Source organism: Methanoculleus taiwanensis (assembly GCF_004102725.1).
GTDB lineage: Archaea > Halobacteriota > Methanomicrobia > Methanomicrobiales > Methanoculleaceae > Methanoculleus_A > Methanoculleus_A taiwanensis.
This window is the reverse complement of record NZ_LHQS01000002.1, coordinates 70,147-94,307: the sequence shown is the minus strand read 5'-3', so window position 1 is coordinate 94,307 and position 24,161 is coordinate 70,147. Positions and strand designations below refer to the sequence as shown.

General features: G+C 59.3%; 23 protein-coding genes. 12 read left to right on the top strand and 11 right to left on the bottom strand.

From position 1 onward, the window contains the following. Positions 1 to 77: 77 nt before the first annotated feature. The 3 genes from ABH15_RS05195 to ABH15_RS05185 all read left to right on the top strand — a co-directional run bounded on the left by ABH15_RS05195 (position 78) and on the right by ABH15_RS05185 (position 2,191). Entirely contained in the window at positions 78 to 749 is a 672-nt protein-coding gene (locus ABH15_RS05195; protein ID WP_128693325.1) for a DUF120 domain-containing protein, read from the top strand. Beyond that, the gene (gene ribB, locus ABH15_RS05190) at positions 739 to 1,404 is read left to right on the top strand and encodes a 3,4-dihydroxy-2-butanone-4-phosphate synthase (RefSeq protein WP_128693324.1); all 666 of its coding nucleotides are present in this window, start codon (positions 739 to 741) and stop codon (positions 1,402 to 1,404) included. Before ABH15_RS05195 ends, ribB begins: the two co-directional genes overlap by 11 nt. 133 nt (positions 1,405 to 1,537) lie before the next feature. Beyond that, complete coding sequence (locus ABH15_RS05185; RefSeq protein WP_128693323.1) at positions 1,538 to 2,191, top strand: recombinase family protein; 654 nt, start codon at positions 1,538 to 1,540, stop codon at positions 2,189 to 2,191. Positions 2,192 to 2,278: 87 nt separating this feature from the next. Here ABH15_RS05185 and ABH15_RS05180 read toward each other — a convergent pair whose 3' ends face one another. Beyond that, positions 2,279 to 2,848, bottom strand: coding sequence for an RPA family protein (locus tag ABH15_RS05180; protein ID WP_128693322.1), 570 nt, complete (start codon positions 2,846 to 2,848; stop codon positions 2,279 to 2,281). Next, a complete protein-coding gene (locus tag ABH15_RS05175; protein ID WP_128693321.1) occupies positions 2,845 to 4,071 on the bottom strand; it encodes a nucleotide-binding protein in 1,227 nt (408 codons plus the stop codon). Before ABH15_RS05175 ends, ABH15_RS05180 begins: the two co-directional genes overlap by 4 nt. A gap of 212 nt (positions 4,072 to 4,283) precedes the next feature. Here ABH15_RS05175 and ABH15_RS05170 point away from each other — a divergent pair, with 212 nt between their 5' ends. Beyond that, positions 4,284 to 4,478, top strand: a complete 195-nt coding sequence (locus tag ABH15_RS05170; RefSeq protein WP_128693320.1) for a DUF1858 domain-containing protein — start codon at positions 4,284 to 4,286, stop codon at positions 4,476 to 4,478. Positions 4,479 to 4,484: 6 nt separating this feature from the next. Here ABH15_RS05170 and ABH15_RS05165 read toward each other — a convergent pair whose 3' ends face one another. The 4 genes from ABH15_RS05165 to ABH15_RS05150 form a co-directional block, all read right to left on the bottom strand. After that, positions 4,485 to 5,363 carry an adenosylcobinamide amidohydrolase gene (locus ABH15_RS05165; RefSeq protein WP_128693319.1) on the bottom strand — a complete coding sequence of 293 codons (879 nt, stop codon included), beginning with the start codon at positions 5,361 to 5,363 and terminating at the stop codon, positions 4,485 to 4,487. Continuing rightward, on the bottom strand, positions 5,360 to 5,722 hold the full coding sequence (gene nrdD / locus ABH15_RS05160; protein ID WP_128693318.1) for an anaerobic ribonucleoside-triphosphate reductase: 363 nt from the start codon (positions 5,720 to 5,722) through the stop codon (positions 5,360 to 5,362). Before nrdD ends, ABH15_RS05165 begins: the two co-directional genes overlap by 4 nt. 130 nt (positions 5,723 to 5,852) lie before the next feature. Beyond that, positions 5,853 to 6,491: an orotidine-5'-phosphate decarboxylase gene (gene pyrF / locus ABH15_RS05155; RefSeq protein ID WP_128693317.1), complete on the bottom strand. Its 639-nt coding sequence runs from the start codon at positions 6,489 to 6,491 to the stop codon at positions 5,853 to 5,855. Beyond that, a complete protein-coding gene (locus tag ABH15_RS05150) occupies positions 6,488 to 7,423 on the bottom strand; it encodes a deoxyhypusine synthase (RefSeq protein WP_128693316.1) in 936 nt (311 codons plus the stop codon). The genes pyrF and ABH15_RS05150 overlap by 4 nt, the downstream gene beginning before the upstream one ends. A gap of 308 nt (positions 7,424 to 7,731) precedes the next feature. Between ABH15_RS05150 and ABH15_RS05145 the strand changes: the two genes are divergently transcribed. Then, complete coding sequence (locus ABH15_RS05145; protein ID WP_164913643.1) at positions 7,732 to 8,214, top strand: GNAT family N-acetyltransferase; 483 nt, start codon at positions 7,732 to 7,734, stop codon at positions 8,212 to 8,214. Between the two features lie 540 nt (positions 8,215 to 8,754). Here the strand turns inward: ABH15_RS05145 and ABH15_RS05140 are convergent. Next, positions 8,755 to 9,987: a tRNA(Ile)(2)-agmatinylcytidine synthase gene (locus tag ABH15_RS05140; protein WP_128693314.1), complete on the bottom strand. Its 1,233-nt coding sequence runs from the start codon at positions 9,985 to 9,987 to the stop codon at positions 8,755 to 8,757. Between the two features lie 48 nt (positions 9,988 to 10,035). Between ABH15_RS05140 and ABH15_RS05135 the strand changes: the two genes are divergently transcribed. From ABH15_RS05135 to ABH15_RS05115, 5 genes are all read left to right on the top strand, one after another. Then, on the top strand, positions 10,036 to 10,947 hold the full coding sequence (locus ABH15_RS05135) for a transcriptional regulator (protein WP_128693313.1): 912 nt from the start codon (positions 10,036 to 10,038) through the stop codon (positions 10,945 to 10,947). 57 nt (positions 10,948 to 11,004) lie between these two features. After that, complete coding sequence (gene thsA / locus ABH15_RS05130) at positions 11,005 to 12,669, top strand: thermosome subunit alpha (RefSeq protein ID WP_128693312.1); 1,665 nt, start codon at positions 11,005 to 11,007, stop codon at positions 12,667 to 12,669. 279 nt (positions 12,670 to 12,948) lie between these two features. Next, positions 12,949 to 14,871: a sensor histidine kinase gene (locus ABH15_RS05125; protein ID WP_241648024.1), complete on the top strand. Its 1,923-nt coding sequence runs from the start codon at positions 12,949 to 12,951 to the stop codon at positions 14,869 to 14,871. After that, positions 14,868 to 16,760, top strand: coding sequence for a sensor histidine kinase (locus ABH15_RS05120; RefSeq protein WP_241648023.1), 1,893 nt, complete (start codon positions 14,868 to 14,870; stop codon positions 16,758 to 16,760). The genes ABH15_RS05125 and ABH15_RS05120 overlap by 4 nt, the downstream gene beginning before the upstream one ends. A 235-nt stretch (positions 16,761 to 16,995) precedes the next feature. Beyond that, positions 16,996 to 18,885 carry a sensor histidine kinase gene (locus ABH15_RS05115; RefSeq protein WP_128693311.1) on the top strand — a complete coding sequence of 630 codons (1,890 nt, stop codon included), beginning with the start codon at positions 16,996 to 16,998 and terminating at the stop codon, positions 18,883 to 18,885. A 221-nt stretch (positions 18,886 to 19,106) separates the two neighbouring features. Here the strand turns inward: ABH15_RS05115 and ABH15_RS05110 are convergent, their stop codons facing one another. The 3 genes from ABH15_RS05110 to ABH15_RS05100 all read right to left on the bottom strand — a co-directional run bounded on the left by ABH15_RS05110 (position 19,107) and on the right by ABH15_RS05100 (position 21,607). Then, complete coding sequence (locus ABH15_RS05110) at positions 19,107 to 19,271, bottom strand: YwbE family protein (RefSeq protein ID WP_241648022.1); 165 nt, start codon at positions 19,269 to 19,271, stop codon at positions 19,107 to 19,109. 16 nt (positions 19,272 to 19,287) lie between these two features. Next, positions 19,288 to 20,844: a lysine--tRNA ligase gene (gene lysS, locus ABH15_RS05105; RefSeq protein WP_128693309.1), complete on the bottom strand. Its 1,557-nt coding sequence runs from the start codon at positions 20,842 to 20,844 to the stop codon at positions 19,288 to 19,290. Positions 20,845 to 21,025: 181 nt separating this feature from the next. Further along, the gene (locus tag ABH15_RS05100; protein WP_128694290.1) at positions 21,026 to 21,607 is read right to left on the bottom strand and encodes a phosphoribosylanthranilate isomerase; all 582 of its coding nucleotides are present in this window, start codon (positions 21,605 to 21,607) and stop codon (positions 21,026 to 21,028) included. Positions 21,608 to 21,708: 101 nt separating this feature from the next. Between ABH15_RS05100 and udg the strand changes: the two genes are divergently transcribed. Further along, positions 21,709 to 22,335 (top strand): type-4 uracil-DNA glycosylase, encoded by a 627-nt coding sequence (gene udg / locus ABH15_RS05095; RefSeq protein WP_241648021.1) that lies wholly within the window; start codon positions 21,709 to 21,711, stop codon positions 22,333 to 22,335. 12 nt (positions 22,336 to 22,347) lie between these two features. Further along, a complete protein-coding gene (locus tag ABH15_RS05090; RefSeq protein ID WP_128693308.1) occupies positions 22,348 to 22,776 on the top strand; it encodes a bis(5'-nucleosyl)-tetraphosphatase in 429 nt (142 codons plus the stop codon). A 6-nt stretch (positions 22,777 to 22,782) separates the two neighbouring features. Here the strand turns inward: ABH15_RS05090 and ABH15_RS05085 are convergent, their stop codons facing one another. Further along, complete coding sequence (locus tag ABH15_RS05085; RefSeq protein WP_128693307.1) at positions 22,783 to 24,042, bottom strand: cation diffusion facilitator family transporter; 1,260 nt, start codon at positions 24,040 to 24,042, stop codon at positions 22,783 to 22,785. Positions 24,043 to 24,161 lie beyond the last annotated feature (119 nt).

The following is a 24,161-nucleotide window of genomic DNA, read 5'->3' as shown; positions in this document are numbered from 1 at the left end:
GAAAGGGATCCGCCGGACGTGCCGGGGCAGGCAGAGATGACAACCCATATATAGTATGCATCTCAATTTTGATACATATGGTCGTGGCAGAAGATCTGCAGTGCCTCAAAGCGATCGCCCTGCTTGGCGGATGCAGCGGGCCGATATGGATGTCATCCCAGACATTCGGGAAATCGCTGGATATCAGCCCCCAGACCGCCTCCCGCCGCCTCATCTCACTCGAACGCCAGAATCTGATCACGAGGTCGCTTCGACCGGACGGCCAGTACGTCGCCGTCACGCCGCAAGGTGAGAGCGAGCTCAAGCGGGAGTACACCGAGTATGCACGGATATTCAGCCGGAAGAAAGAACGCCATACTCTTGCGGGCACTGTAATAAGCGGCCTTGGAGAAGGACGCTACTACATGAGCATACCCCATTACCGCGAACAGTTTGCAGAGAAACTCGGGTTCGAACCATACCCCGGCACCCTGAATATACGGCTCAACCCACTCAGCATTCAGGTGCGAAAAGAACTCGACACGCGGCACTGGATAGATATCGACGGTTTTACCGCCGACAACAGAACTTTCGGCGGCGCATATGCCCTACCATGCCGGATAGGAGGGCACCCCTGTGCGATCGTCGTCCCGACACGAACACACTACCCTGAAGATATCATCGAGGTTATCGCCGGATGCGAGCTTAGGAAGGAGCTTTCGCTCACCGATAACGATACCGTCGAGGTGGAGATTACCTATGATGCATGAAGCACTACGAGCACTGGCAAACGGCGAATTCATTCTGCTGTATGATTTTGACGATCGGGAACGGGAGACTGACCTTACGATTCTGGCGGATGCGGTGACTCCCGCCCATGTGCGGCAGATGCGGAAGGATGCAGGCGGCCTGATCTGCACCGCCGTCCACCCCGAGGCAGCGAAGAGACTCGGACTCCCGTTTGCGAGGGAGATCCTCGGGTCAGGCAACCTCGTCGAGAGAGACGGAGATATTCCCTACGATCCGAAGAGTCACTCCTCCTTCTCTCTCTGGGTCAACCACCGGGAGACGTTCACCGGCATAACCGACAACGATCGTTCGCTTACAATACGGGCCGTCGCCGAACAGGTGAAGCGTTCCCTCAACGGCGGCGGCACGAACTTCGGCGCTTCGTTCCGGACGCCCGGGCACGTCCCGCTCCTGCGGGCTGCCGACCGGCTGCTCGATGAGCGGTGCGGGCAGACCGAGCTCTCCATCGCTCTCGCCGAACTTGCCGGAGTAACACCGGCGGTCACGGTCTGCGAGATGCTCGACGACGAGACAGGGTGTGCACTCTCAAAGGAGGACGCGAAGGCATACGCCCGCAAGCACGGCCTTGTCTTCATCGAGGGCAAAGACGTTGTGGAGAAATGGAGTTCCCGGTAATTCAGGAATACATACCTTTTTTCTGCAGAATACCACCCAGGAACGCTCCACCGGCCCCCCGGAGCTCTGTCAGGGGAGAACTGCCGCGCTTCTTCGGAAATCATAAATAGTAGTATACAATACCATTTGGCGAATGAAAAAAGATGCAGTCGTGTATCTAAATACAAAAAGAAAGGGGGATTTAGAGGTTCAGAAAGGTGAAGTCGAGAACTTCTGTAAATATCGATTTAATATCACCAGGATCTACCACGACCACCGGATGAACGCAGTCCCCCCCGAGAAGCGCGAGTCATACCAGGAGATGCTGGATTACTGCTGCGCACAGGGGCAAAACACCATTATTCTCTATAATCTCTGCGACTTTGCGAAGAATCCGGATCACTGTCTCCAGGCACTCAAAGCATTGAATGATGCGGAATATACCGTCTACTGCGCCACAAAAGACTTCTTTGGTGCGACGGATGACCCGGAGCAGCGACAGGAATCCATCGGCAACTTCCTCGAATTTATGGATCAGTACCGGGACACCGTCCAGAAGGTGCCGGCAACCAGCGTGAAGAAGACGCTCCGAAAAGGAAGAAAGACAATCGGAAGGCCGAAGGCACTCAATGAGGGGCAGATCGAGGCGCTGCTCACCATCCGGCAGGCGGGCACGAGCATCAGCCAGATCTGCAGGATGTTCGACGTCAGCAGAAGCACGGTCAGCAAGATTCTCACCGACTATCCCGAGCTCAAAGGCGAGTGGAAAGGAACCAGGGCAGACTCCGAGCTCGAGAGCAGCGATTAACCGCTGAACAGCAGGCATCGCAGCCGGCTTTTCCACCCGGGCGGAGAGGGAGCGGTGCCGAAAAAGGGGAGGGGAAGAATCCTGGATCTAGAGGTGGATCTGGGAGAGTGCGTCGTATACCATCTTCCGGTAGAGCTCAGGCTTTATGCTATACTCTTCCTGCGCTCTCTGTGAATCCTCGGTCGTTCCCATCGCATCGATACGGTCAAGCGTATCCCGGGCGGTATCGAGCACCCAGAGATCGCGAGTTTCCCGGTCGACGACGGATATCGACTCAACACGGATGGAGAGGAGAGACTTCCCATCGGGCGTCTCGAAGATATTGGGTTTGCCGACGACCGCGACGAATGCCGGAGGTTCGATCCTGGCAATCTGCTGCATCGCCTCAGGCTGATACGAACCGGCCATGATGAAGAACGGACCGGTCGGGTCGGCGACCCGGCCGCGGTAGAAGATGTTCTGGTCACCCTGCCGCTGCTTCTCGGTGAGTGTCCCGACGATGAGGATACGATTCGCCCGGACTCCGCTCGGGAGGAGGACATAGGTCGGACTCTTTTCGTCCTCGCCTTCCTTGAACTGGACGCGTGTCTCGCGGAGCTCCGATGCAAAGACCCTGCGTGCGGGCTCACGTTCGTAGGAGATCTGTCGGCGGTTCATGCTGTTTCACCTCCGGCACGGTTCAGCAGTAGAGCAAGTTCCGCCGGGTCGAAGGTCATGGGAGCACACCGGTTCACCAGCAGTCGCCCGTCGAACTCGTTGCCACCGCAGGTATAGTAGCGCCCGAGAACGGCATTCGAGACCCGGATGAACACCTCATCCATCCCGAGAGGGTTATTCTCCGCAACCTCGATCGCCTCCTCCAGAGTGAGGGAGGCAAGCTCCTCGACGATATCACGCTGGATGAGGATATTTCTGGCACGGGTTCCATCGTCGAGCACGGCCTTCAGACGCAGGTCGTAGCGGAAGTTCGGCTGGATCTCGTGCACGGGGCAGTAGTTCTGCCGGGAGAGCGTCCGGTTGCACCCTTCGACGGGGCAGCGCTTGATAAGCCCGGAACCAGGAGCGACGTGGACGATAACGCCCGAAGCTCCGGTATCGTTCCTCCCGACCTCGATATCGCCCTCGTCTGCGATGTACATCGCGGAGTTCAGTGTGAGGGAGAGCCTGCCGTTGTACTCATCGACAACGGCGTAGTAGATGTTATAGACGGTATCGGGTTCGAGTTTCTCTTTGCCGTCTTCTTTCCAGATGACGAACTTGATAGTCCCGGTCTCGTCACCGAGAAGCCCGGTCTGAAGCATCCGGTCGTGGGTAACATCCCAGTCCTGCACCGTCTTCGCCCGGACGCTGCCGACTCCCGGCCTGAGCTCGGCAATCGGGGTGATCGACGGGATGAGCGGCACGTCGCTCTCCACGGTCGAGATGGTCGTCCCGGAATGGATCGTCAGGTTTGGCGCACCCCGGTACTCGTTGATGACGGCGGACTCGATCCGATACCACTGCCCGTACTCCATCTCGGGAGGGTTGCCGCGGCTCCAGGCGACGAACCGGATGGCGCCCGACGAGTCGGCGATGATGCCGTTCTGCGCGATCGACGGGGAGGGGGACGGGCTCAGCGCGACGATCTTGCCCTCGATCGTCACCCATTCTCCGGGCACAAGATCATGGATCCGGTGCATCTCGGTCGAGGTGCCGCCGACGCCGGTCAGTTTATGTTCGCGGGCAAGGTCGCTCATAACCGTCCGCTCGGCTTCGGCGAGATTGACACCGAACTCGTCAACGAGGCGCCGGAGTTTGGATTCGACCTTCTGCCGGTCGACAGAAACACCTTTTGCTTCAATTTTCTGGGAGATTCTTTCAGCTACTTCAGACAATGTCATACTACATCTCCAGTGTGTATATGGGTGTGTGAGAGTATTAACGTACGGCTGCGCGGTGCGAAAATGAATTCGGCGGAGGTTCCGTTTCAGGATGGCCGGACACCGCCGTCACGGGCTGCCGGGAACTAGCAACGGACAATTTGCTCCCGTTTCCCTATGTAGCGAGGATTCACTCGAACGTATAATATACCGGGAACAACAATAAAAATGGCATGGCAGTAACAGCAGACAGCACGATTGCAGAACTCCTGCGTGAAAAACCGGAGTCTGCACAGGTTCTCTTCCGGTTCGGTATGGGTTGCCTCGGGTGTGCCATTGCAAACAACGAAACCGTCAGGGAAGCGGCTCAGGCACACGGGATCCCGCTCGGCGAGATGCTCGAGGCGCTCGGAATACCCGAGAAATAATACATTTCAGAGACTATCCGAAAAGCGCTTCACTTCGGTGAGTGACGCTTCCGGATTTCTTTTTACATACTCCGCTACTTCCGGAATATGCAGGAGCAGGCACTTCGTGCACGCCCAGACCTTTCCGCCGCTGGAACTCTCCACCCATTCACCGAGCGTCTCATCCTTGCACGGATAGTACGGGCAGTAGCAGAAATCACACCGCTGCCCTTCGAAGTGGCAGGGATAGTACGGACACGCTTCGGGCATCCACTCCACCCAGTGCTCTCCGCCGTACCTGCTGAAGATGAAGAACGAAGGGCGACTCCGATGCACCGCACCTTCCTCGCGTTTCAGTGCCTCCTGAACGCCGAAGAGCACCGCCGCGTAGACGCGCCGGCCAACCTCGGTCAGCGTACCGGCAAACTCATGCAGAGGGGCGTCACCCTCACACGCAACCACCACGGCATCGGTCGTCGTGCCGGTGAATGCATGCCCCATAGACCGGAGCGCCTCTGCTTTCGCTTCCGTCACCGTGATGATCGTCTCGAGGAGCGCCGCATCGGCCATACCCTCCCGGGACGAGACGACGACGTTAATTGTATGGGGCGGGTCGGGATTTCTGTTGGTCACCGCGGCAGTGACGAAGACCGTGATAAAGTCATACTGAAGGATACAGAGGTTCCACATCGGGACTGCCGTCAGCAGCCCGAAATATTCGTTTGAAAAACCCTGTTCGGTAACGATCCCGCCCATGTACCGGGAAACATCTGCAGGGTCGAAGTTCTTCGGAACGGCGTGGTTGAAGATTGTCGTGACCCTGGCAAAGCCGCCACCGGGGCCGGTGCTTGCCGCCCGAAAAGCTCCCCGAAGAAAAAGAGTGGTATCCCGAAGAAAGTATCTCATACGGCGGAGTAGTGAACCCGGTCCTTCAGTTCCTGCTGTTTCCCCGCATTCCAGCCAGCAACGTCCTGCATGTAGCCGGTCACTCTGCTTATCTGGACGACGTCGTGACTGCCGCACTCCGGACATACGGCACGGCCGCAGAGCGGACAGTACTCAATCCGCTCGACGATGGTGTGATGGCAGGAGCAGTGATCGAGCGGGCACATGATCTCAAGGTGCGTCTCGCCGCAGTGGGGGCAGGGCATTTCGTCCACAACAAAGTGACAGGTATGGCATTTGTATCTCCGCTCCTCAACGGGGATATCCTCGAGCCTCTGATACTTTTCTACAATTGTTCGCTGCTGTGGGCTCCAGTTCATACTATCACTTATGCAGGACGGTATTTAAAATCTTCAGAAGTCCTCATCTCCGCATCCGCCTCAGGCAACTCATAGGGTTCGTCATCCCCGTCAGTGCGGGTGCACCGACGGGATCGGAACGGAATACTCATCACTGGCGGATACGGGCAGCGTAACGTTCAGCCTCGGCGGCCGGGTCGGGCGCCTCGTAGATACTTCTTCCGACGATCACACCGTCGACCAGCCGTGCCACCACCGCGGGGTCGCCTCCCTGAGCCCCGACACCCGGAGAGTAGATCGTCCGGCTGCCGATGATCCCGCGGAGAACCGCGATCCGTTCCGGCCGGGTTGCCGGTGCGATGATACCGTCCGCACGCGATGTGACCGCGAGCTCGGCAAGCCGTTCGGCGGTGCCCCCGTGGAAGAACTCGGTCGCCCCGGGGTGGCTCATCTCGGCAACGATATAGCACGCCCCGCCGGTCTCGTGCGCCGCTGCAACGCATGCCCGCGCGGCATCGGAACCGGTGAATCCGTGTGCGATGATCGCATCGAATCCTGCCGCGAAGACCTGTTCGCAGATCAGGCGGTTCGTGTTCGGGATATCGGCCACCTTGAAATCGGCGATCAGCGGAAGGCCGAGGCCGCCGAGGTCGCGGGCGATCCCGAGGCCTGCGGCGAGAACCAGCGGATACCCGATCTTAATCGCGTCGACGTGAGGGGCAGAGGCCTCTGCTATTGCAATCGCCGATTTCCGGTCGAGGACATCAAGGGCGAGGATGAGTTCGGTCATGCTTCCAGCCTCTCGAGCACCGCCGCGACGAGCAGCGGCAGATTGATCGTGGCATCGCCGTATACGGTCGCGGCTGTCGCCTCTTCGGTGATCTTTCCCCAGGAGCGGGCTTCGTCGAGTGTCGCCCCGGAGAGGCCGCCGAGGTCGGGCCGGTCACCCGTCAGCTGGACGGCGTACTCAAAGCCTTTCTCGGTCATGAGCATGCTCTGGAGGATGTAGTTCTTCGGTACACCCCCGCCGACGAGCAGCGCACCCGCACGCTCCGCCGTAAAGCAGCGGTCGAGCAGTGCCGGCATATCGGCGAAGGCATCCACAACCACACGGTGCGTCTGGGAAAAGAGCCAGTACTGGAGCCCGATCATCGAGTCCTGAATAGCAGGACAGTATACCGGGATCTCTTTCTCTGCCGCCGCCGCAAGGATGCCGCTCTCCAGGCGCCCGCCGATCGCCCGCAGGAGATCGCTGATCGAGACGACGGAACCCTCCTCGAGCTCGCCGAAGACATCCTGCAGAAACGCTTCGAAACGGATGAACGCTTCGTTCGGGAGGAAGACGTCGTAGATCCGGTTGATCTCCTCTTCGCGGAGCTCAATGTCGGAACAGGCTGCGGTGCCGTGGTAGTGACGGCACCCTATCGCCTCGATGATATCGTGCGTGAGGTTGGCACCGGTGGAGACGAGAACGTCGATATGCCCCCGCCGGATCAGATCCGAGACGATACCCCCCATGCCCGCGGGCACCATAGCGCCGGCAAGCCCGAAGAACCGTGTTGCCTCCTCGTCACGGAGCATCCGTTCGTAAATACCCGCTGCCTTCCAGAGCGACCCGGCATTGTAGGCGCCCGCCCGGCCGAGCTCGTCCATGAGTTCGCCGACCGTCATCCCGGGGCGAATCTCTGCCTGCTCTACCGCATCCCCGCAGTGTATGGTCATGATGAATTGCACCAGTTCACTAGAGGATTGGCGTTCATACCCAATAAACGATAACACCGTCTCCGGGAGGGCGACGAGTATTTATTGCAGGCGCAGAGATTTTCCTTCGGTGATGCCATGGTTGAACCTTCGCTCCCGACCACTGTTGCCCGCATGCGGCCGGAGAAGAGAGGTTCGACGGCTTCTGAACCGTTAAGGAGATCTTCCGCCTCACGAACCGGGTCGCCTCGCTGCGGGCGCACGCCTGCCATACGACTACTGGAAAGTGTTGACCACGTATGAAACCTGTCTGCATACGGACCGAACGAATGGAACTCATACCGGCAACGGTCGAGCTCCTGACCTGTGATCGCTTCGACCGCCAGTCGCTGGGCATTGCACTCGATGCCCGGATTCCGGCATCCTGGCCGCCGGACGAGGTGACACCTGAAGTTCTCGAGGAGTTTATCGAGCGGCTCAGCGAAGCGACCCCCCGCGTCGAGACCTACTACTGGGTGACACGAGAGGGCGAGGCAGTACCGCGAACGCTCGTCGGAAACGGCGGGCTCCTGGTGCACGACGATGGAACTCTCGAGATCGGCTACTCCGTCGCGCGGGAGCACCAGCACCGCGGGTACGCCACGGAAGGTGTTCGAGGCCTCCTTGCCCGGATACGGCACGCGTATCCGGGCAGGCGGATCATCGCTCATACCTACCCCCATCTCACGGCATCGATCCGGGTTCTTGAGAAGAACGGCTTTCAGCTCAGCGGTGACGGAGCGGAAGAGGGGACAAAAGTCTACGAGCTCTAAAGCGAGCGGTAACCGCACCTCTCCTTTTTTTATTCCGCCGGCGATGCCCCGTTCCGGGCAGGACAGGGAGAAGGATCAAACTATCCCCAGAGAGAGGGGGAGAGGCGCAGAACGCGAGTGAATCAAATCGAAAAAAGGGGTGTCAACAGGAGATGTTGGCACCCGGCACGGGGCGATCCCGTCTACACCGCACCGGGAATATTGAGTTTGGAACGAACCATCTCTTGATGGGCAGGTGCAGAGGAGGCCACCGGAAGAGTTTCCGGAGGGCATTCGGCCTTCTCTGCACCCACCCGGGCATCATGCCCCGGAGATCGTCAGTCATCGGCTCCGATCCGTCCCGCGCCGGACGATAGAACGTTCCGACCGTTTCATCACGTACACCCGTTCCGGGATCACCATACTTGATTAGCCAATTCACATTAAAATAAGAATAAGTTAAATAAGTCAGTCTTTTTCACTTGACACCTTCAGGCAAGCCCTCCCGGAGCAACGATGCCGGGACGAGATGCCCCCGGCAGCACGGAACGAAAACACCGGTCAGGCCACGGGATTATCCGGAGCCCCCCGCACCAGCGGTTTTGCAAGGTGGCGCCGTGCCGTCGGGGGCACTTCATACCACCCCGGTTGCACCCCGCGGGGCGGGAAAAACCTTTCGGGTTCATCCGCCCGTGCACTGCAGGTCCTGCACTTGTAGCCTTTCTCCTTCCCTGCACTGGTCATCCGCTTCCCGCAGGTCGCACAGAGAGGCGGTCGGAGGGCAGCCGCATCGGCGAGAGAGCGGATACCGATCTTCTCAAGGTTGATACTGCCGCCCTTGAAACTCCCGGCAACGATCACCTCGTCCCCGGGAAGAAGCTGCCTGACAATACTCCGGAACTGCTTGGTCGGCTCATAGGCCATGCAGCGGACGGCATCCTCCCTATCTTCGAGCAGGACCGAGACGTGACCGCCGATGCCGGTCACCGGTTCGGCGGCGATCCGCCCCCGGGCGAGGTATGAGTGCCCCTCAACCAGATCGCCGATCGATCCCGCGAGAAGATGAGCGTCCGTGCCCTGGTTGGTGACGTAGACAGCCTCACAGGCCGGTTCTTCGGAGACGACATACTCCCGTGCCCGCATAACCCAGGCAGGACTCTCGCCGCGGATGCCGAAGAGCACCGGATCGGGCGTATGCGGAACGCAGACAACCACACCGTTCTCGCGGTCGACCGAGTCCCAGGTATGCGGATACGTCGCCGCCTCCGCACGAAAGAGACTGACCTTCTCCACCTGCCGCGGGGTACCCCACCGGTCCTGCTTTCGGTACGCCAGCAGTTCGTAGGTGCGGTCAGGGAGGTCGCTCGCAACTGCCGCCGTCGCACCAATCAGCCCGCGCCGGTTCTTGTAGCCGCGGTAACGTGCACCGGCATCCTCAAGCACCCTGCAGGCATCGTCGATTGTGCAGAAACTCCGAAGCGCGGCATAGTAGAAATCGGGAGGAGGGATGCATTCTGCGACCACCACCCCGGGATTGGTTCCTTCCGCGGCAAACTCCGCAAGCTCCTCGACACACGCGCAGGCGACGGAGAAAGCGCGCCCGGCATCCCCTTCAGCCTCAAGGCAGATCGCCGCGTTCCCCCGTGTCTTGTAGATCACATTCGGGTTTAAGCGGACGAGCCGTGCCTCCCGGACACGGATGCCGATATCCCCGAGGCGGCGGATCAGCACGGCTCCGAGGTATGTCGTGCACATGCCTGCCGGCGAATCCGTGTCATCGATCCCGATCCGCATAACCTTCTATTTTATATTGTTCTCACACTATATCGATTCTTACGGGAAATGTCACAGGATCGTCTACCACAGATGGTCGTCAGTATCATGCTCCTTGCGGGGTACGATGTATCGGAACGGTGCAACATCCGCCCCCGGAGCTTTGATCTCATCGGAAAACGCGGCGATACGCTCCTCATCATCAAGGTAGTCTCCCATATCGACAGTGTGAGTGCCGATATCGCCTTCGATCTCAACCAGATCGCACGCTACATAGGCGCAACGCCCCTCATCGTCGGTGAGCGGGCACGGGATGCGGAGCTCGAGCGTGGCGTCGTCTACCTCCGGTACGGCCTCTTCGCCATCAGCCCCGAGACGCTGTACGATTATTTTACCGAAGGTATCTCCCCGATGGTCTATGCATCCCCCGGAGGACTCTACGTCAGGATCAAGGGCGACCTGATCCGCCAGATGCGGGAGCGTTCACAGATGTCGCTCGGCGACCTTGCATCGAAACTCGGCGTTTCGCGGCGGACTATCAGCAAATATGAGAGCGGGATGGGCACGACACTCGATATCGCCATCAAACTCGAAGAGCTCTTCAACGCATCCCTCGTCGAATCGATCGACATCGTCGATTACCACACGCCGGCCGAGGATGTACCGGACCAGACCAGGGCCGACGCTCTCACCGATCTCGAGAGGATGGGCATGGAGATTCATGCCATGCGGCAGGCACCGTTCCAGGCGCTCGTGCTCTTTGAAGAGCATACGATCCTGACCGCGTACGGATCGGCGCAGAAGATCGTCAAGCGCGCTTCCCTTATCGGAAACATCTCGCAGATAACGAGAACCCATGCAGTCTGCGTCATAACAGACTATAAAAAACGGAAAAAGATCGGGAAAACGCTTCTCATCGGAGAAGAGCATCTTCACTCCCTTGAAGAGGGCTCGGAACTCATCGATATGATTCAAGACTAGAAAATTTTATATAGAACCACAAACCTACATTTCTATCGCTTAACAACGGTGATAGCAATGTCAAGTTTAGGAGGACAACCAATTTTCATTCTGAAAGAGGGTAGCCAGCGTACCCGCGGTCGTGACGCACAGGGAGCAAACATTTCAGCAGCAAAGGCCGTTGCGAGTGCTGTTCGGACAACGCTCGGTCCGAAGGGCATGGACAAGATGCTCGTCGACACCATCGGTGACGTCGTCATCACCAACGACGGGGTAACCATCCTCAAGGAGATGGATATCGAGCACCCCGCGGCAAAGATGATGGTCGAGATCGCCAAGACTCAGGACGATGAGGTCGGCGACGGTACCACCACCGCAGTTGTCGTTGCAGGCGAACTCCTGAAGCGTGCCGAGGACCTCCTCGAGCAGGACGTGCACCCCACCGTCATCGCCCACGGCTACCGCATGGCAGCAGATAAGGCACAGGAGATCCTCAAGGATATTGCGATCGATGTCAAGCCGACCGAGGTCGAGATGCTCCGCAAGATCGCCGACACCGCCATGACCGGCAAGGGTGCAGAGGCGGCAAAGGAGAAACTCACCGATCTCGTCGTCAAGGCAATCACCATGGTCGCCGATGCAGACGGCACCGTCGACACCGACTTTGTCAAGGTCGAGAAGAAGGTCGGCGGCTCCATCGAGGCTTCCGAGATCATCGAAGGCATGATCGTCGACAAGGAGCGCGTCCACCCCGCCATGCCCCGCAAGGTCGAGAACGCCCGGATTCTGCTCCTCAACGCAGCAGTCGAGTTCAAGAAGACCGAGGTCGACGCCGAGATCAGCATCACGAGCCCCGACCAGCTTCAGATGTTCCTCGATGAGGAAGAGCGGATGATCCGCGGCATCGTCGACAAGGTCGTCGCGAGCAACGCGAACGTCCTCTTCTGCCAGAAGGGTATCGACGACATCGCCCAGCACTACCTCGCAAAGGCAGGCATCTTCGCGGTCCGCCGTGTCAAGAAGAGCGACATGGAGAAACTCGCCCGTGCAACCGGCGCATCCGTCGTCAGCAGCATCGACGCCATCGCCCCCGAGGAACTCGGAAAGGCAGGCGTTGTCGAGGAGAAGAAGGTCTCCGGCGAAGAGATGATCTTCGTCACCGAGTGCGAGAACCCGAAGGCGGTCTCGATCATCATCCGCGGCGGCACCGAGCACGTCGTCGACGAGCTCGACCGCGCCATCGAAGACGCACTCCGTGTGGTCAGCGTTGCCGTCGAGGACAAGAAGTTCGTCGCCGGCGGCGGCGCACCCGAGATCGAGCTCTCGCTCCGGCTCCGGGACTATGCGGCCAGCGTCGGCGGCCGGGCTCAGCTCGCCATCGAGGCGTTCGCAAACGCCCTTGAGATCATCCCGCGCACGCTCGCGGAGAACGCCGGTCTCGACCCGATCGACATGCTCGTCGCACTCCGTGCAGCCCACGAGAAGGGCGGCAAGAACGCCAGGTTCATGGGTCTCAACGTCTTCGAAGGCAAGGCCGACGACATGCTCAAGGCAGGCGTCGTCGAGCCCCTCCGGGTCAAGACCCAGGCGGTCGCGAGCGCAGCCGAAGCAGCCGTCATGATCCTCCGGATCGACGACGTCATCGCTGCCTCCAAGATGGGCGGCGGCGGCGGACCCAGCCCCGAAGAGATGGCCGCAATGGGCGGCATGGGCGGCATGGGCGGCATGCCCGGCATGATGTAAACCCCGCAAGACCACAATACAACCACTATCGGGAGCCGTTCCGAAGGCTCCCCAATCCCTTTTTCAATGGGTTTTCTCACGAGCGCCCGCACTGATCCGATCGACTCCCCTCCGGAAACACCCCGGCATCACCGGGGGCGCGATTCGAGAAGTCTTATACCGCGAAATCCCAATCTCAACAGGCAAACCACACGGCCTAAATAGATAGAAATAAATCTATCATGACTGGAGAATGCGGCCCTCCTGGAGGGGCGTATCCGGGAAGAGATGCCGGGTGAGATGCAGATGAAGGACGACGGGACACCTACAACACGGCCGCTCTCCTTTACTCACTACCTGATCATCGCCATCCTGCTGGTACTGATCCCGGTCGTCGTGCTCATCTCCTACATAGACTATGCCGGAGTCGAGCAGCAGCAGGCAGCGAATGACAGAATGCTCCAGAACCAGACCGAACGGAGCATTCTCCTCTCCATCGCGCTCGTCGACACCGGCCTCCGGCACTTCGACGACAGCCTGACACAGGAAATGCGGGAAGGATTCACGCCAGTCCTCGCCGAGTATGAACGTGCCGGCGGCGACCCTGCCCGGATGGATCTTGAAGCCGTGAAAACAAAGCTCGGCGGGGTTGTGGATCTCTACATCATCAACGAAAGCGGTGTTATCGAGTATACCACATTCAAACCAGATCTCGGATTTGACTTTACAACGATCCCCTACTTCTACGAGTACATCACCGACCTCCGGCAGAACGGCGACTTTGCAGCGGATCGGATCGTCAACGAGATCTCAACCGGGGCACTGCGAAAATACGCGTACATGCCGACGCCCGACCGCCGCTATCTCCTCGAACTCGGGCTTGCAGAATCCGAGTTTCAGAAGTACCGCTCGATGCTGAAGTACAAAGATACCGTCGCACGGGTGATCGAACTCAACCCGAACATCGACAGTCTCCGGATCTTCAACAGCCGCGGAAAACAGGTCACCAAAGAGACGGTGCCCGATGAGGACGCCCGGCATGCCATGGTCATGCAGGCATACGAGCAGAAGCGGGATCTCGAACTTGTCAACGGAACAACGGGAGATGCGGTCCGGTTTATATTTGTCGACCTGACAAGCCCTGATTACGGCGCGGATACGAGCCTGATCGTCGAGCTTGCCTACAACACGAAGCTCGCCGCAGAGCAGCTCGATCGCCTGCTGTTCACGCATGCCCTCATCGCCTTGATAGCGCTCCTCCTCACCGTCGAGCTGACGCTCATCGCAGCCCACCGGATCACCCGGCCAATCCGCGATATGGCGGATGACGTCGATGCGATCGCCCATGGGGATCTCGACCACCCGATCCGGGCGTCGGGCGGGGTGGAGTTCGTCAGGCTCGAGCGGAGCATCACCACGATGGTCACCGCCTTAAAAGCGCATATCGAGCGGCTCAGAGCCTCGGAGCAGAAAGAGCGTGAGCACAGCGAGCACCTCGAGGAGCAGGTCAGGGAGCGGACGGCAGACCTGCAGAGGAGCAGCGAGAAGGTCAACCTGTACCTCGACATCATGACCCACGACATCAGCAACGCCAATAATGTCGCAAGCCTGTACGCAGACCTTCTCCTCTCCGAGGTCGCTGGAGAGCCCGAAGAGGTATACGTCAAGAACGTCAGGAAAGGGCTCGAGAAGAGCGCCCAGATACTGAGAAACGTCAGCACCATACGGAGAATCCGAGAGACCCGTCTCCCCCTGAGGAGTATCGATCTAGACGGGATCATCCGAAGCGAGATCGGCCACTATCCCTGTGCCGCAATCAGTTACACGGGAACGGATGCGTACGTCCTCGCCGACGAACTCCTCCCGGTAATATTCACCAATCTCCTCGGCAATGCCGTCAAGTTCGGTGGAACCGGCATTACGATCGCGATAAGGGTCGAGGAGCAGGAAAAGACCATCCGTGTCTCAGTCGAGGACACCGGCCCAGGTATCCCTGAAGACCTGAAGGAAACAATCTTCAACCGGTTCAGGCGGGGGAACAGCAGAGCGAGCGGCAGCGGTCTTGGCCTTTACATCTGCCGGATGCTCATCGAGCGCTATGGCGGCAGGATATGGACGGGAGAACGGGTGCCGGGCAGACCGGGAGAGGGGGCGGCGTTCCGGTTCACCCTTAACCGGGGAGAGCCACAACCGGATGACGGCGCCGAGGTGAGCAGGGAATGACGAAGAAGAGCATGGAAAGTCGGGAACCGCCCTCCTTCTCCTGGTACCTGCTCTGTGCGATCATCCTGATCACCCTTCCCATCGTCGGTTTCATCTCGGTGATGGACGACCGGGAGGTCGAAAACGAGCTCGTCGCAAATTACCTCCTCCTGCAGGAGCAGACGGAGAAGAGCATCGGCCAGTCGATACACCTGATCGATACCGGGCGCAAGCTCTACGACACCTCTCTTGACCGGAGGGTGGAGCAGGGATTTTCGCCGTTCCTCGAGGAGTACGAACGATCCGGCCGGAACCCGGCGGCGATGAACCTGGCAGCGGTCAGAGCGGAGCTCGGCGGCGATATGGATCTCTACATCATCAACGAGAGCGGGGTTATTGAGTACACGACCTATGAGCCGGATCTCCTGCTCGATTTCAGGGATTATCCGGAGTACTATGCGTCCATTACGGCGCTGCGCCTCGGGGAGACCTTCTCCGCCGAGCGGACGGTACGGGAATCCGATACCGGACGTGTATGGAAGTATGCTTACATGCCGACACCTGATCACCGCTACCTCCTCGAACTCAGCACGACGCTCCCGGAGAACTCGCCGTACTTCAACGAACTCAGGTATACGTCCATCGTCGACGAGACGCTGGCACTGAACCCGAACCTGCTCGGCATCAGGATCTTCAACGAATTCGGACTGCAGGCAACCGTGGAACGCGAGGGAGTATCGACCGATCATTTTGGAGCCCTGCCTATCGTGGCAACCGTGCTCCGGGATAAAAACACCGTCGAGATGATCGATCCGGAGAACGGCACACTCACCCGGTTCATCTACATCGACCGCAGCGACCAGGAATATGCGCTCGCGATGAACGGCGTCGTCGAGATGACCTACACCACCGCACCTCTCGCAGATGCGTTGTTCCAGACACGGATGCACCACCTGCTCCTCGCTCTTGTCGCCATCATGCTGACCGCGGGGGTTGCCTTCCCCGTCGCAAAGCGTATCACCCGGCCAATCCGCGATATAGCGGACGACGTCGATGCGATCGCCCATGGGGATCTCGACCACCCGATCCGGGCGTCGGGCGGGGCGGAGTTCGTCAGGCTCGAGCGGAGCATCACCACGATGGTCGCCGCCTTAAAAGCGCATATTGAGCGGCTCAGAGCCTCCGAACAGAGAATACACAAGCACAGCGAGCACCTCGAGGAGCAGGTCAGGGAACGGAAGGCAGAACTCGAACGCTCCAATCAGGAGGCAAACCTCTACCTCGACATCCTTATCCACGACGTCAATAATGCCAACGCCGTCACCCTCGGCTATGCCGCCCTTCTCACCGAGATGCTGCAGGGAGAACGGCATGCCCATGCGGAGAAACTGCTCCAGAGGCTGCAGGTAAGCAGCGACATCATCGACCGCGTATCGACGATCAGAAAGGCGCAGGAGGAGGGGGTACCGCTCAAGGCAGTCGATCTCGATCGGATCGTCAGGATGGAGATCACCAGTTATCCGGCAGCGGCTATCCGCTACGAACCACGCCCGATCACCGTATACGCCGACGAGCTCCTCGCCGAGGTCTTCGCCAACCTGATCGGGAACGCGGTCAAGTTCGGCGGTGACGCCGTGACCGTCACCATTCGCATCGAAGAGATGGAAGAGACCGTCCTCATCTCGATTGAGGATACCGGTCCCGGAATAGCCGATGATCTGAAAGAAGTGCTCTTCAACCGGTTCAGAAAGGGTGCAGAGGCCGGAAGCAGGAAAGGACTCGGACTGTACATCTCCCGGATGCTCGTCGAGCGCTACGGCGGCAGGATATGGGCTGAGGACCGGGTGCCGGGCAGGCAGGAATGCGGAGCTGCAGTCCGGTTTACCCTGAAAAAGCCGACCGGGGACTAACTCCCCGTCACCAGAGAGCGGCGCTGGATAGGGACATCGGGGGATTGCCCCTTCTCGACGCAGGAAGGGAGCGGCAGGGATCTTCCGCGGGCAGGAAGTGTTAAACCGGTGAGATACTATACCGGGCTATGATAGCAGGGAGCTTCCCTGCCCTGGCGGACTGCTCACACCGGCGATATTCGCTGTAGCGATACCGGATGGCGCCTCCAGACCCCGCCCCCGTCTGTCCCGGCTCATGACAAGAACCACGAATGCTGACCAAAAAGACTGGCCGTTCACCTATATCTTCATCCTGGCCATCCTCCTCATCGTCATCCCCACGATAGGAGCCATCTCTATCCACGATTACTTCCAGGAACAGGAGAGGATGACCTCGGATCTCGCAACCCTGCAGAACGTTACGGAGGAGAGCATACGCGCATCCGTCGTAAACGCCGATGCGGGGTTAAAGCTCTTCGACGACGCTCTCAACGACAGGCTCAAGACCGGTTTTACGCTCTTCCTCCAGGAGTACAACCGGACAGGCGGCGATCCTGCGGAGATGGATCTCGCGGGGATCAAGGAGAAGATGGGTGGGACGATCGATCTCTACGTCATCAACGAGAGCGGCGTTGTCGAGTACACCACCTACCCGCCCGATCAGGGGCTCGACTTCAAGAAGATTCCCGATTTTTATGCCGATATCACGGCGCTGCGCCTAGGAGATTCTTTCACCGCCGACCGGGTCGTCTACAAGCAGTCGACCGGGCAGATCCGGAAATATGCGTACATGCCGACCCCGGATCACCGCTATCTCCTCGAACTCGGTTTTGTCCCCGAAGCGTTTGCCGATGAGCGGAACAGGGTACGATCCATGGAGAATCTGCAGGAACTCGTCGCGCTCAACCCGTACCTCGACTCCATCAGGGTCTACAACATCTTTGCGGACCCAGTCGGAGAACCGGCTTCGACAGCCAGCCCGGAGACAAGGAGGCTTGTGACGGAGGTGATCCTGCCCTCCCGGTCGGACTACGAGGTGCGGGACACCGGTAGCGGCAAATTGATCCGTTACCTCTTCATTGACCTGAAAGACCCCGGGTATCCGTCGGACATGAGCCTCATCATCGAACTGACGTATAATACGGCACTCATCGAGCAACAACTCGATCAGTTGCTTCTCTACCGGACAGCCATAGCACTTCTGGCGATCGTCCTCTGCAGCGCCGCAATCTTCGTCGTAACGCGCAGACTCACACGGCCTATCGCCGAGATCGTCGATGACATCGAGATTATTGCACGCGGAGACCTCGATCACACCATCCGGGTCGCGGCGACCCGGGAGGTCAGGGTGCTCGAACAGAGCATCAACAGGATGGTGGGCACCCTGAAGTCGACCATCCAGCGCATCAGAGAATCGGAGGAGACGATCCGGGAGTACAGCGACGCCCTTGAAGAGCAGGTCCGGGAGCGGACGGCCGATCTGCAGGAGTCTACGGAGCGGGCGAACCTGTACCTGGACGTACTGACGCACGACATTAACAATATGACCAACACCGCCAGCCTCTACGCCGACCTGCTGCTGGAGGAACTCGAGGGTGAACCACGGGAGTATACGGAAAAGGTGCACCGGAGCCTTCAGAAGAGCACCCAGATCATCAGAAACGTCAACACCATCCGGCAGATCCACGAGGAGAGGGCCGCTCTCGCTCCCGTTGTACTGGACGAGGTTATACGGGCAGAGATCGGCCATCACCCCGACACCTCAATCCGGTACGCCGGAACGGACGTACATGTACTCGCCGACGGTCTGCTCTCCGAGATCTTTACGAACCTTATCGGGAATGCCGCAAAATTCGGCGGCCAGGATCTCGAGATCACCATCCGCGTCGAAGAACGCGAAGACGAGGCCCGCGTCACGGTCGAGGATACCGGCCCTGGTATTCCGGACGCTATGAAAGGGCAGCTCTTCAGCCGTTTCACCAGAGGCGGCAGCGAGAAGAGCGGCCGGGGTCTCGGGCTATACATCTGCCGAATGCTCGTCGAGCGTTACGGCGGCAGGATATGGGTCGAAGACCGGGTACCGGGCGAGCCGGAACGCGGGGCTGCGATCCGGTTCACCCTGAGGAAAGCCGCGATGCAGAACTGAACCGGTGACCACGGAGAAGCGGCCCCGGAGGTTCGGCTCATAGCCGCAGGAGGGTTCATGAGATTTTCATTGCCCAAAGCCACTTCGGCATAGCGAAACGCTCCGGAAATAGATGATACGGCTATGCACCGGAACCGAATCTGCACGAGGCACACTTCTTTCCGGGCAGCGTGGGTCAGCGGACGAACAGAAAAGAAAATGAAACGGTTCAGGGGAATGCGCTATTCGGCCGGGAGAATATCCTGCACCCTGCCGACCCGCCCGTCCTGCAGCCGCACCTTGATACCGTGGGGATGCTCCGCCGAGTTCGTCAGGATCGCCGCAACGACACCCCGGGTTCGCTTCCCTGTCCGTTGATCGCACTTCTGGACAATCTCGACCGTCATACCCGGCCGGATCTCCTCACGCCGTCTTCCCTTCATCCTCGCATACGGGCAGGTCACCCTGCCCGATCTCACTTTCGTTTCCCTTTTCACGCGGCTGAAGTGTCTTCATCTGCGGGAAGAGGAGAACTTCCTTGATGGAGTTTTTGTTGGTCAGCAGCATCACCAGCCGGTCGATGCCGATACCGACACCCCCGGTCGGCGGCATCCCGTAGCCGAGCGCATTGATGAAGTCGTAATCGATCATCTGCGCCTCGAGGTCGCCCCGGCGCCGCTTTGCGTCCTGGAGCTCGAGCCGTGCCTTCTGGTCGAGCGGGTCGTTCAGCTCCGAAAAGCCGTTCGCCATCTCCATACCATAGATAAAGAGCTCGAACCGCTCGGTCAGCCCCTCGTGCTCGCGGTGCTTCTTTGCAAGCGGCGAGTTCTCAAGGGGAAAATCGTAGATAAACGTCGGCTGAATGAGCTGCTTTTCGGCGAAATGCTCGAAGAAGAGGACGAGGAACTCTCCCCACGTCGTCGCCTCTTCGTATCCCTCGACGTTATGCTTTCGTCCAAACTCCCTGAGTTCGTCGATAGAGAGATCCCGGACGGAGATTCCCGCATACTCCCGCACCGCCTCGTCCATGCTCATCCGCTTCCACGGCCGCTCGAAGGAGAGGGGCGTCTCCTCGAATAGAATCTCCGTCGAGCCGCAGATCTCGCCGGCGAGCTCTGAGAAGATCGCCTCGGTGAGATCCATCATATCATTATAGTCCCGGTACGCCTCGTAGATCTCGACCATCGAGAACTCGGGGTTATGGTTGGTATCGATATCTTCGTTCCGGAAGTTCTTCGCGATCTCGAAGACCTTGTCGAATCCACCGACAAGGAGGCGCTTTAGGTAGAGTTCCGGCGCAATCCGGAGATAGAGTTTCTGCTCGAGGTAGTTGTGGTAGGTCGTGAACGGCCGTGCGTTCGCGCCGCCGTAGATCGGCTGCAGCGTCGGTGTCTCGAACTCCAGAAAGTCGCGATCCAGCAGGAACGTGCGGAGGCGGGAGATGATCCTGCTCCGCGTCCTGAACGTCTCGCGGCTCTCTTCGTTCATGATGAGGTCGATATACCGCTGCCGGTATCGCGTCTCGACATTCTTGAGGCCGTGGAACTTCTCCGGGAGAGCGCAGACCGACTTTGTAAGGAGCACAATGTCGTCGACCCAGACAGTCAGTTCACCCATCTTCGTCCGGAAGACGTGGCCGGTCACCCCGATGATGTCCCCGTTGTCGAAGTAATCCTTGAAGAGATTGAACTTCTCCTCGCCGAGATCGTTCTTCCGGATGTAGAGCTGGATCTTGCCGGTCGCATCGCCGATATCCGCAAAGATCGTCTTCCCGTGATGGCGGATGATATAGATCCGGCCTGCCGTGGAGACCGCATCCTCGCTCTTTTCATGGGTCGCATCGTCGAAACGGGCTTTGATCGCTTCTATCGTGTCCTTTCGGTCGAACGAATACGGATAGACCGTAACGCCGCGTTCTCTCAGGTCCTGTATTTTATCTATCTTCGATCTCTCAAAACAGAGATTGTCCGTGTCATTCATGGGGTCACCATCTCCCTTCTCACCGTGCAGCCGTGCTCGGGCTCCTTCACGGCAACCCTCTCTCCGGGCAGGGAACGGATCGCAGTCATCTGCGATCGATACCATACATATTCCACGCCATTGCTATTTAATGTGGGCTCCGCGGATAAGACAGCGAAAGCCGAAACCGGATACCGCCACCCTATCCCGGAGGCCTGCTCCGGCACGCCCGCATGAACGAGCGGATCTTCTCCCGGTCTTTGACCCCGGGAGCGGACTCGAGCCCCGAGCAGACGTCCACCGCATACGGGCGGACGGTATCGATCGCGAGGGCGACGTTCTCCGGCGAAAGCCCGCCGGCCAGGACGACCGGGACGGGCGAATCCTCGACCATCCGCCGCGCAAAGGCGGGATCGTAGAGCCGTCCGGTGCCGCGGCTCGCATCCACAATCACCGCATCGCAGTCGCCCCGCGGCAGGTCGGTGGGCATCAGGACCCGGATGAACGCCACGTCCCGGGGATCGGGGAGCGGGAAATCGTGCGAGATTTGCACGGCCGCGGGGCGGAGAGCGAGGATGCGTTCGAGGTCTTCCGCGGAGGTGGTGTGGGTGACGCAGACCGTCCTCGTCCGGGAACCAACGGCGCCGATGATCTCTGCCGCCTGCTGTAGCGTGATCTCGCGGGGCGAGTCGCTGCAGACGATCATGCCGATTGCATCCGCCCCGAGAGATACGATATACTCCGCATCCTCTACCGTCATTACCCCACAGATCTTCACGCGCATACCGATCACAACCCCTCTTCTCCTTTCCGACAGATTGGACGCCATCGGTGATGAATGGCATCGTCGGTAACCGAAACGCAACACATAAGATGGTTTGGCGAATGAGTGTGATTGAAGAGCATATGGATGAGAGCACACACCGGAGAGAGCAGATGGGCGAACTCTCTTCAGTGATACGCGAATGCAGAAAATGCCCCCTCTGGAAGGATACTCATAACGCGGTCCCGGGGGAAGGGAATCCTGCGGCGAAGCTGGTCTTTATCGGTGAGGCTCCGGGGAGGCAGGAAGACCTCACCGGCAGGCCGTTCGTCGGTCGTGCAGGCTCCCTCCTTGAGAGGCTCCTCGCCGGCATCGGGCTTACCCGGTCGGACGTATTCATCGCAAATATCGTCAAACACCGCCCCCCCGAGAACCGCGATCCGCGGGAGAGCGAGATCGAGATCTGCACCCCCTACCTCGATCAGCAGATCCGGCTGATCGAACCCGAGATCATCGTCACACTCGGGAGGCACTCGACCCGGTACATCCTCTCCCGGGTGCCGATCGAGTTTGAAAAGATCACCGATATTCGTGGAAAGGTCTTTCCGGTTACCTTCGCCGGCCGGAAGGTGCGGATCATCCCGACCTTCCACCCGGCGGCAGCCCTCTACAACCCCGCATACAGGGCAGATCTCGAAGAGGATTTCCGGACGATCCGGGACGAACTCACAGTCACGGAGCCACGGTAGGAGATACACGGTATGCCCAAAGAGAAGTCCTGTGGTGCCGTCGTCTTCCGCAAAGACCGGGAGATCGAGTACCTGCTCCTGCAGTACGAGGCCGGCCACTGGGATCTCGTCAAAGGGCACGGGAAGCGGGGGGAGAGAGAGACGGAGACCGTGCTCCGGGAACTCGAAGAAGAGACAGGAATCGTCGATGCGTGGTTCATCCCGGAGTTTCGCGAGGAGATCCACTATTTCTTCCGGCGCCGGGGAAGCACCGTCTACAAGGAGGTCGTCTACTACCTGATGGAGACACGAAAGCGGGAGGTGCTCCTCTCGGACGAGCATATCGGCTACCAATGGCTGCCGTTCGAGCGGGCGATCAGGACAATCACCTTTAAAAATTCACGGGACGTTGTGAAGAAAGCGCAGCGTCACCTGAAAGCGGAGGTTCCCCCCGGCGGGTAACCGTTGTCACGCCTGCGGAAGGTCCGCCGCAGAGGCGGAACCATCCACCTGCGGCCCCTCTTCAGGCCTGAGAGACTGCAGGAAATCCTTGAGCAGCGGGATATCCGTCCGGACGACCTCAACCCCCGCCTCGGCAAAAAGGTATGCCGGCCCTTTTCCCTCCATGCTCTCCCGGGTGACGACGACGTCGGGCTTCTCGGCAAGGAGCCGTCGTGCCGTCTGCATTCCTTTTCCCTTCTCGACCCCGGTATAGGGATTCGCTATGAACCGCATCTCCTCGATCTTCCCGGACGAACGGTCGATCTCGACGACGGCAAACGAAGGGGCCTCACCGAAGTGAGGGCTGATCGTGCCCCCGCCGTCCCCGAGTGCCACGGCATACCGCATATGCGTCGATGATGACGGTTCAAGGTGCAGGACGACCCGGTCGACACGGGGTATGGCATCCCGTATCTTTTCCTTGATCCGCTCGGTGATCCGGTGCGCCTGCTCGAGATCGCCGATCCTGAAGGCGACATCCGCCTCGACAAAGACGTATCTGCCCGAGTTGCGGCCGGTGATGCGCCGGAGATCGGTGACCGCCGGTTCGGCGAGGATGATCCTCGAAACTGCCTCGAGCGTCGTTTGGTCTACCGATGCATCGAGGAGCACCCGCATCCCGGAGATAAGGATGCCCCATCCCGCCCGCAGAATGAAGAGTGCGACGATGACGGCGGCAACCCGGTCGAGAGGGAGGCCGGACGCACTCCCCACCAGGGCAACAAAGACGATCGCTGATGAGAGGACGTCTGCCGTGAACTGATTCCCGTCGGCAACGAGGCTCGGAGAGTTGTACTGGCGGCCGACACGCATCTCGTACCGGCCGAAGAGGAACGGCACGGGAATCAGGAGCGCCACTGCGGCAAGTACCAGCGGATCGTATGTTACCGCCGCCCCTTCACGGAAGAGCGCCTCCCGGACGATCTCGTAAGCAGTCAGGAAGAGGAGCAGTGCGATGATCACCGAGACGACATTCTCAATTTTATAAAGGCCGTAGGGGAACTCGGGGCTCTTCCGCGTCGAGATGACGAGGCCAAGGATCAGGGCGATCGACGCAAAGACGTCGACGAGTGAGTGAACCGCATCGGCCTGCAGCGCCAGACTTCCCGTGACCAGCGAGAGCAGATACTTGATGGAAACCAGCGAGATATTGAGTGCCAGTGAATAGACGGCCATCCGCCGGACGGGTGAACCGAGTATACCGTCCGCTTCAGTATCCCTCTCCATACGATCACCAAGAGAGCTCTTCCGCAGCACCCGGGACTTTTCTCCCGCTATCATTTAGGTCTTTGTACCGTGACATACACAGCCGGATCCGACCGATCTCTGGATATGCAACCATGCAC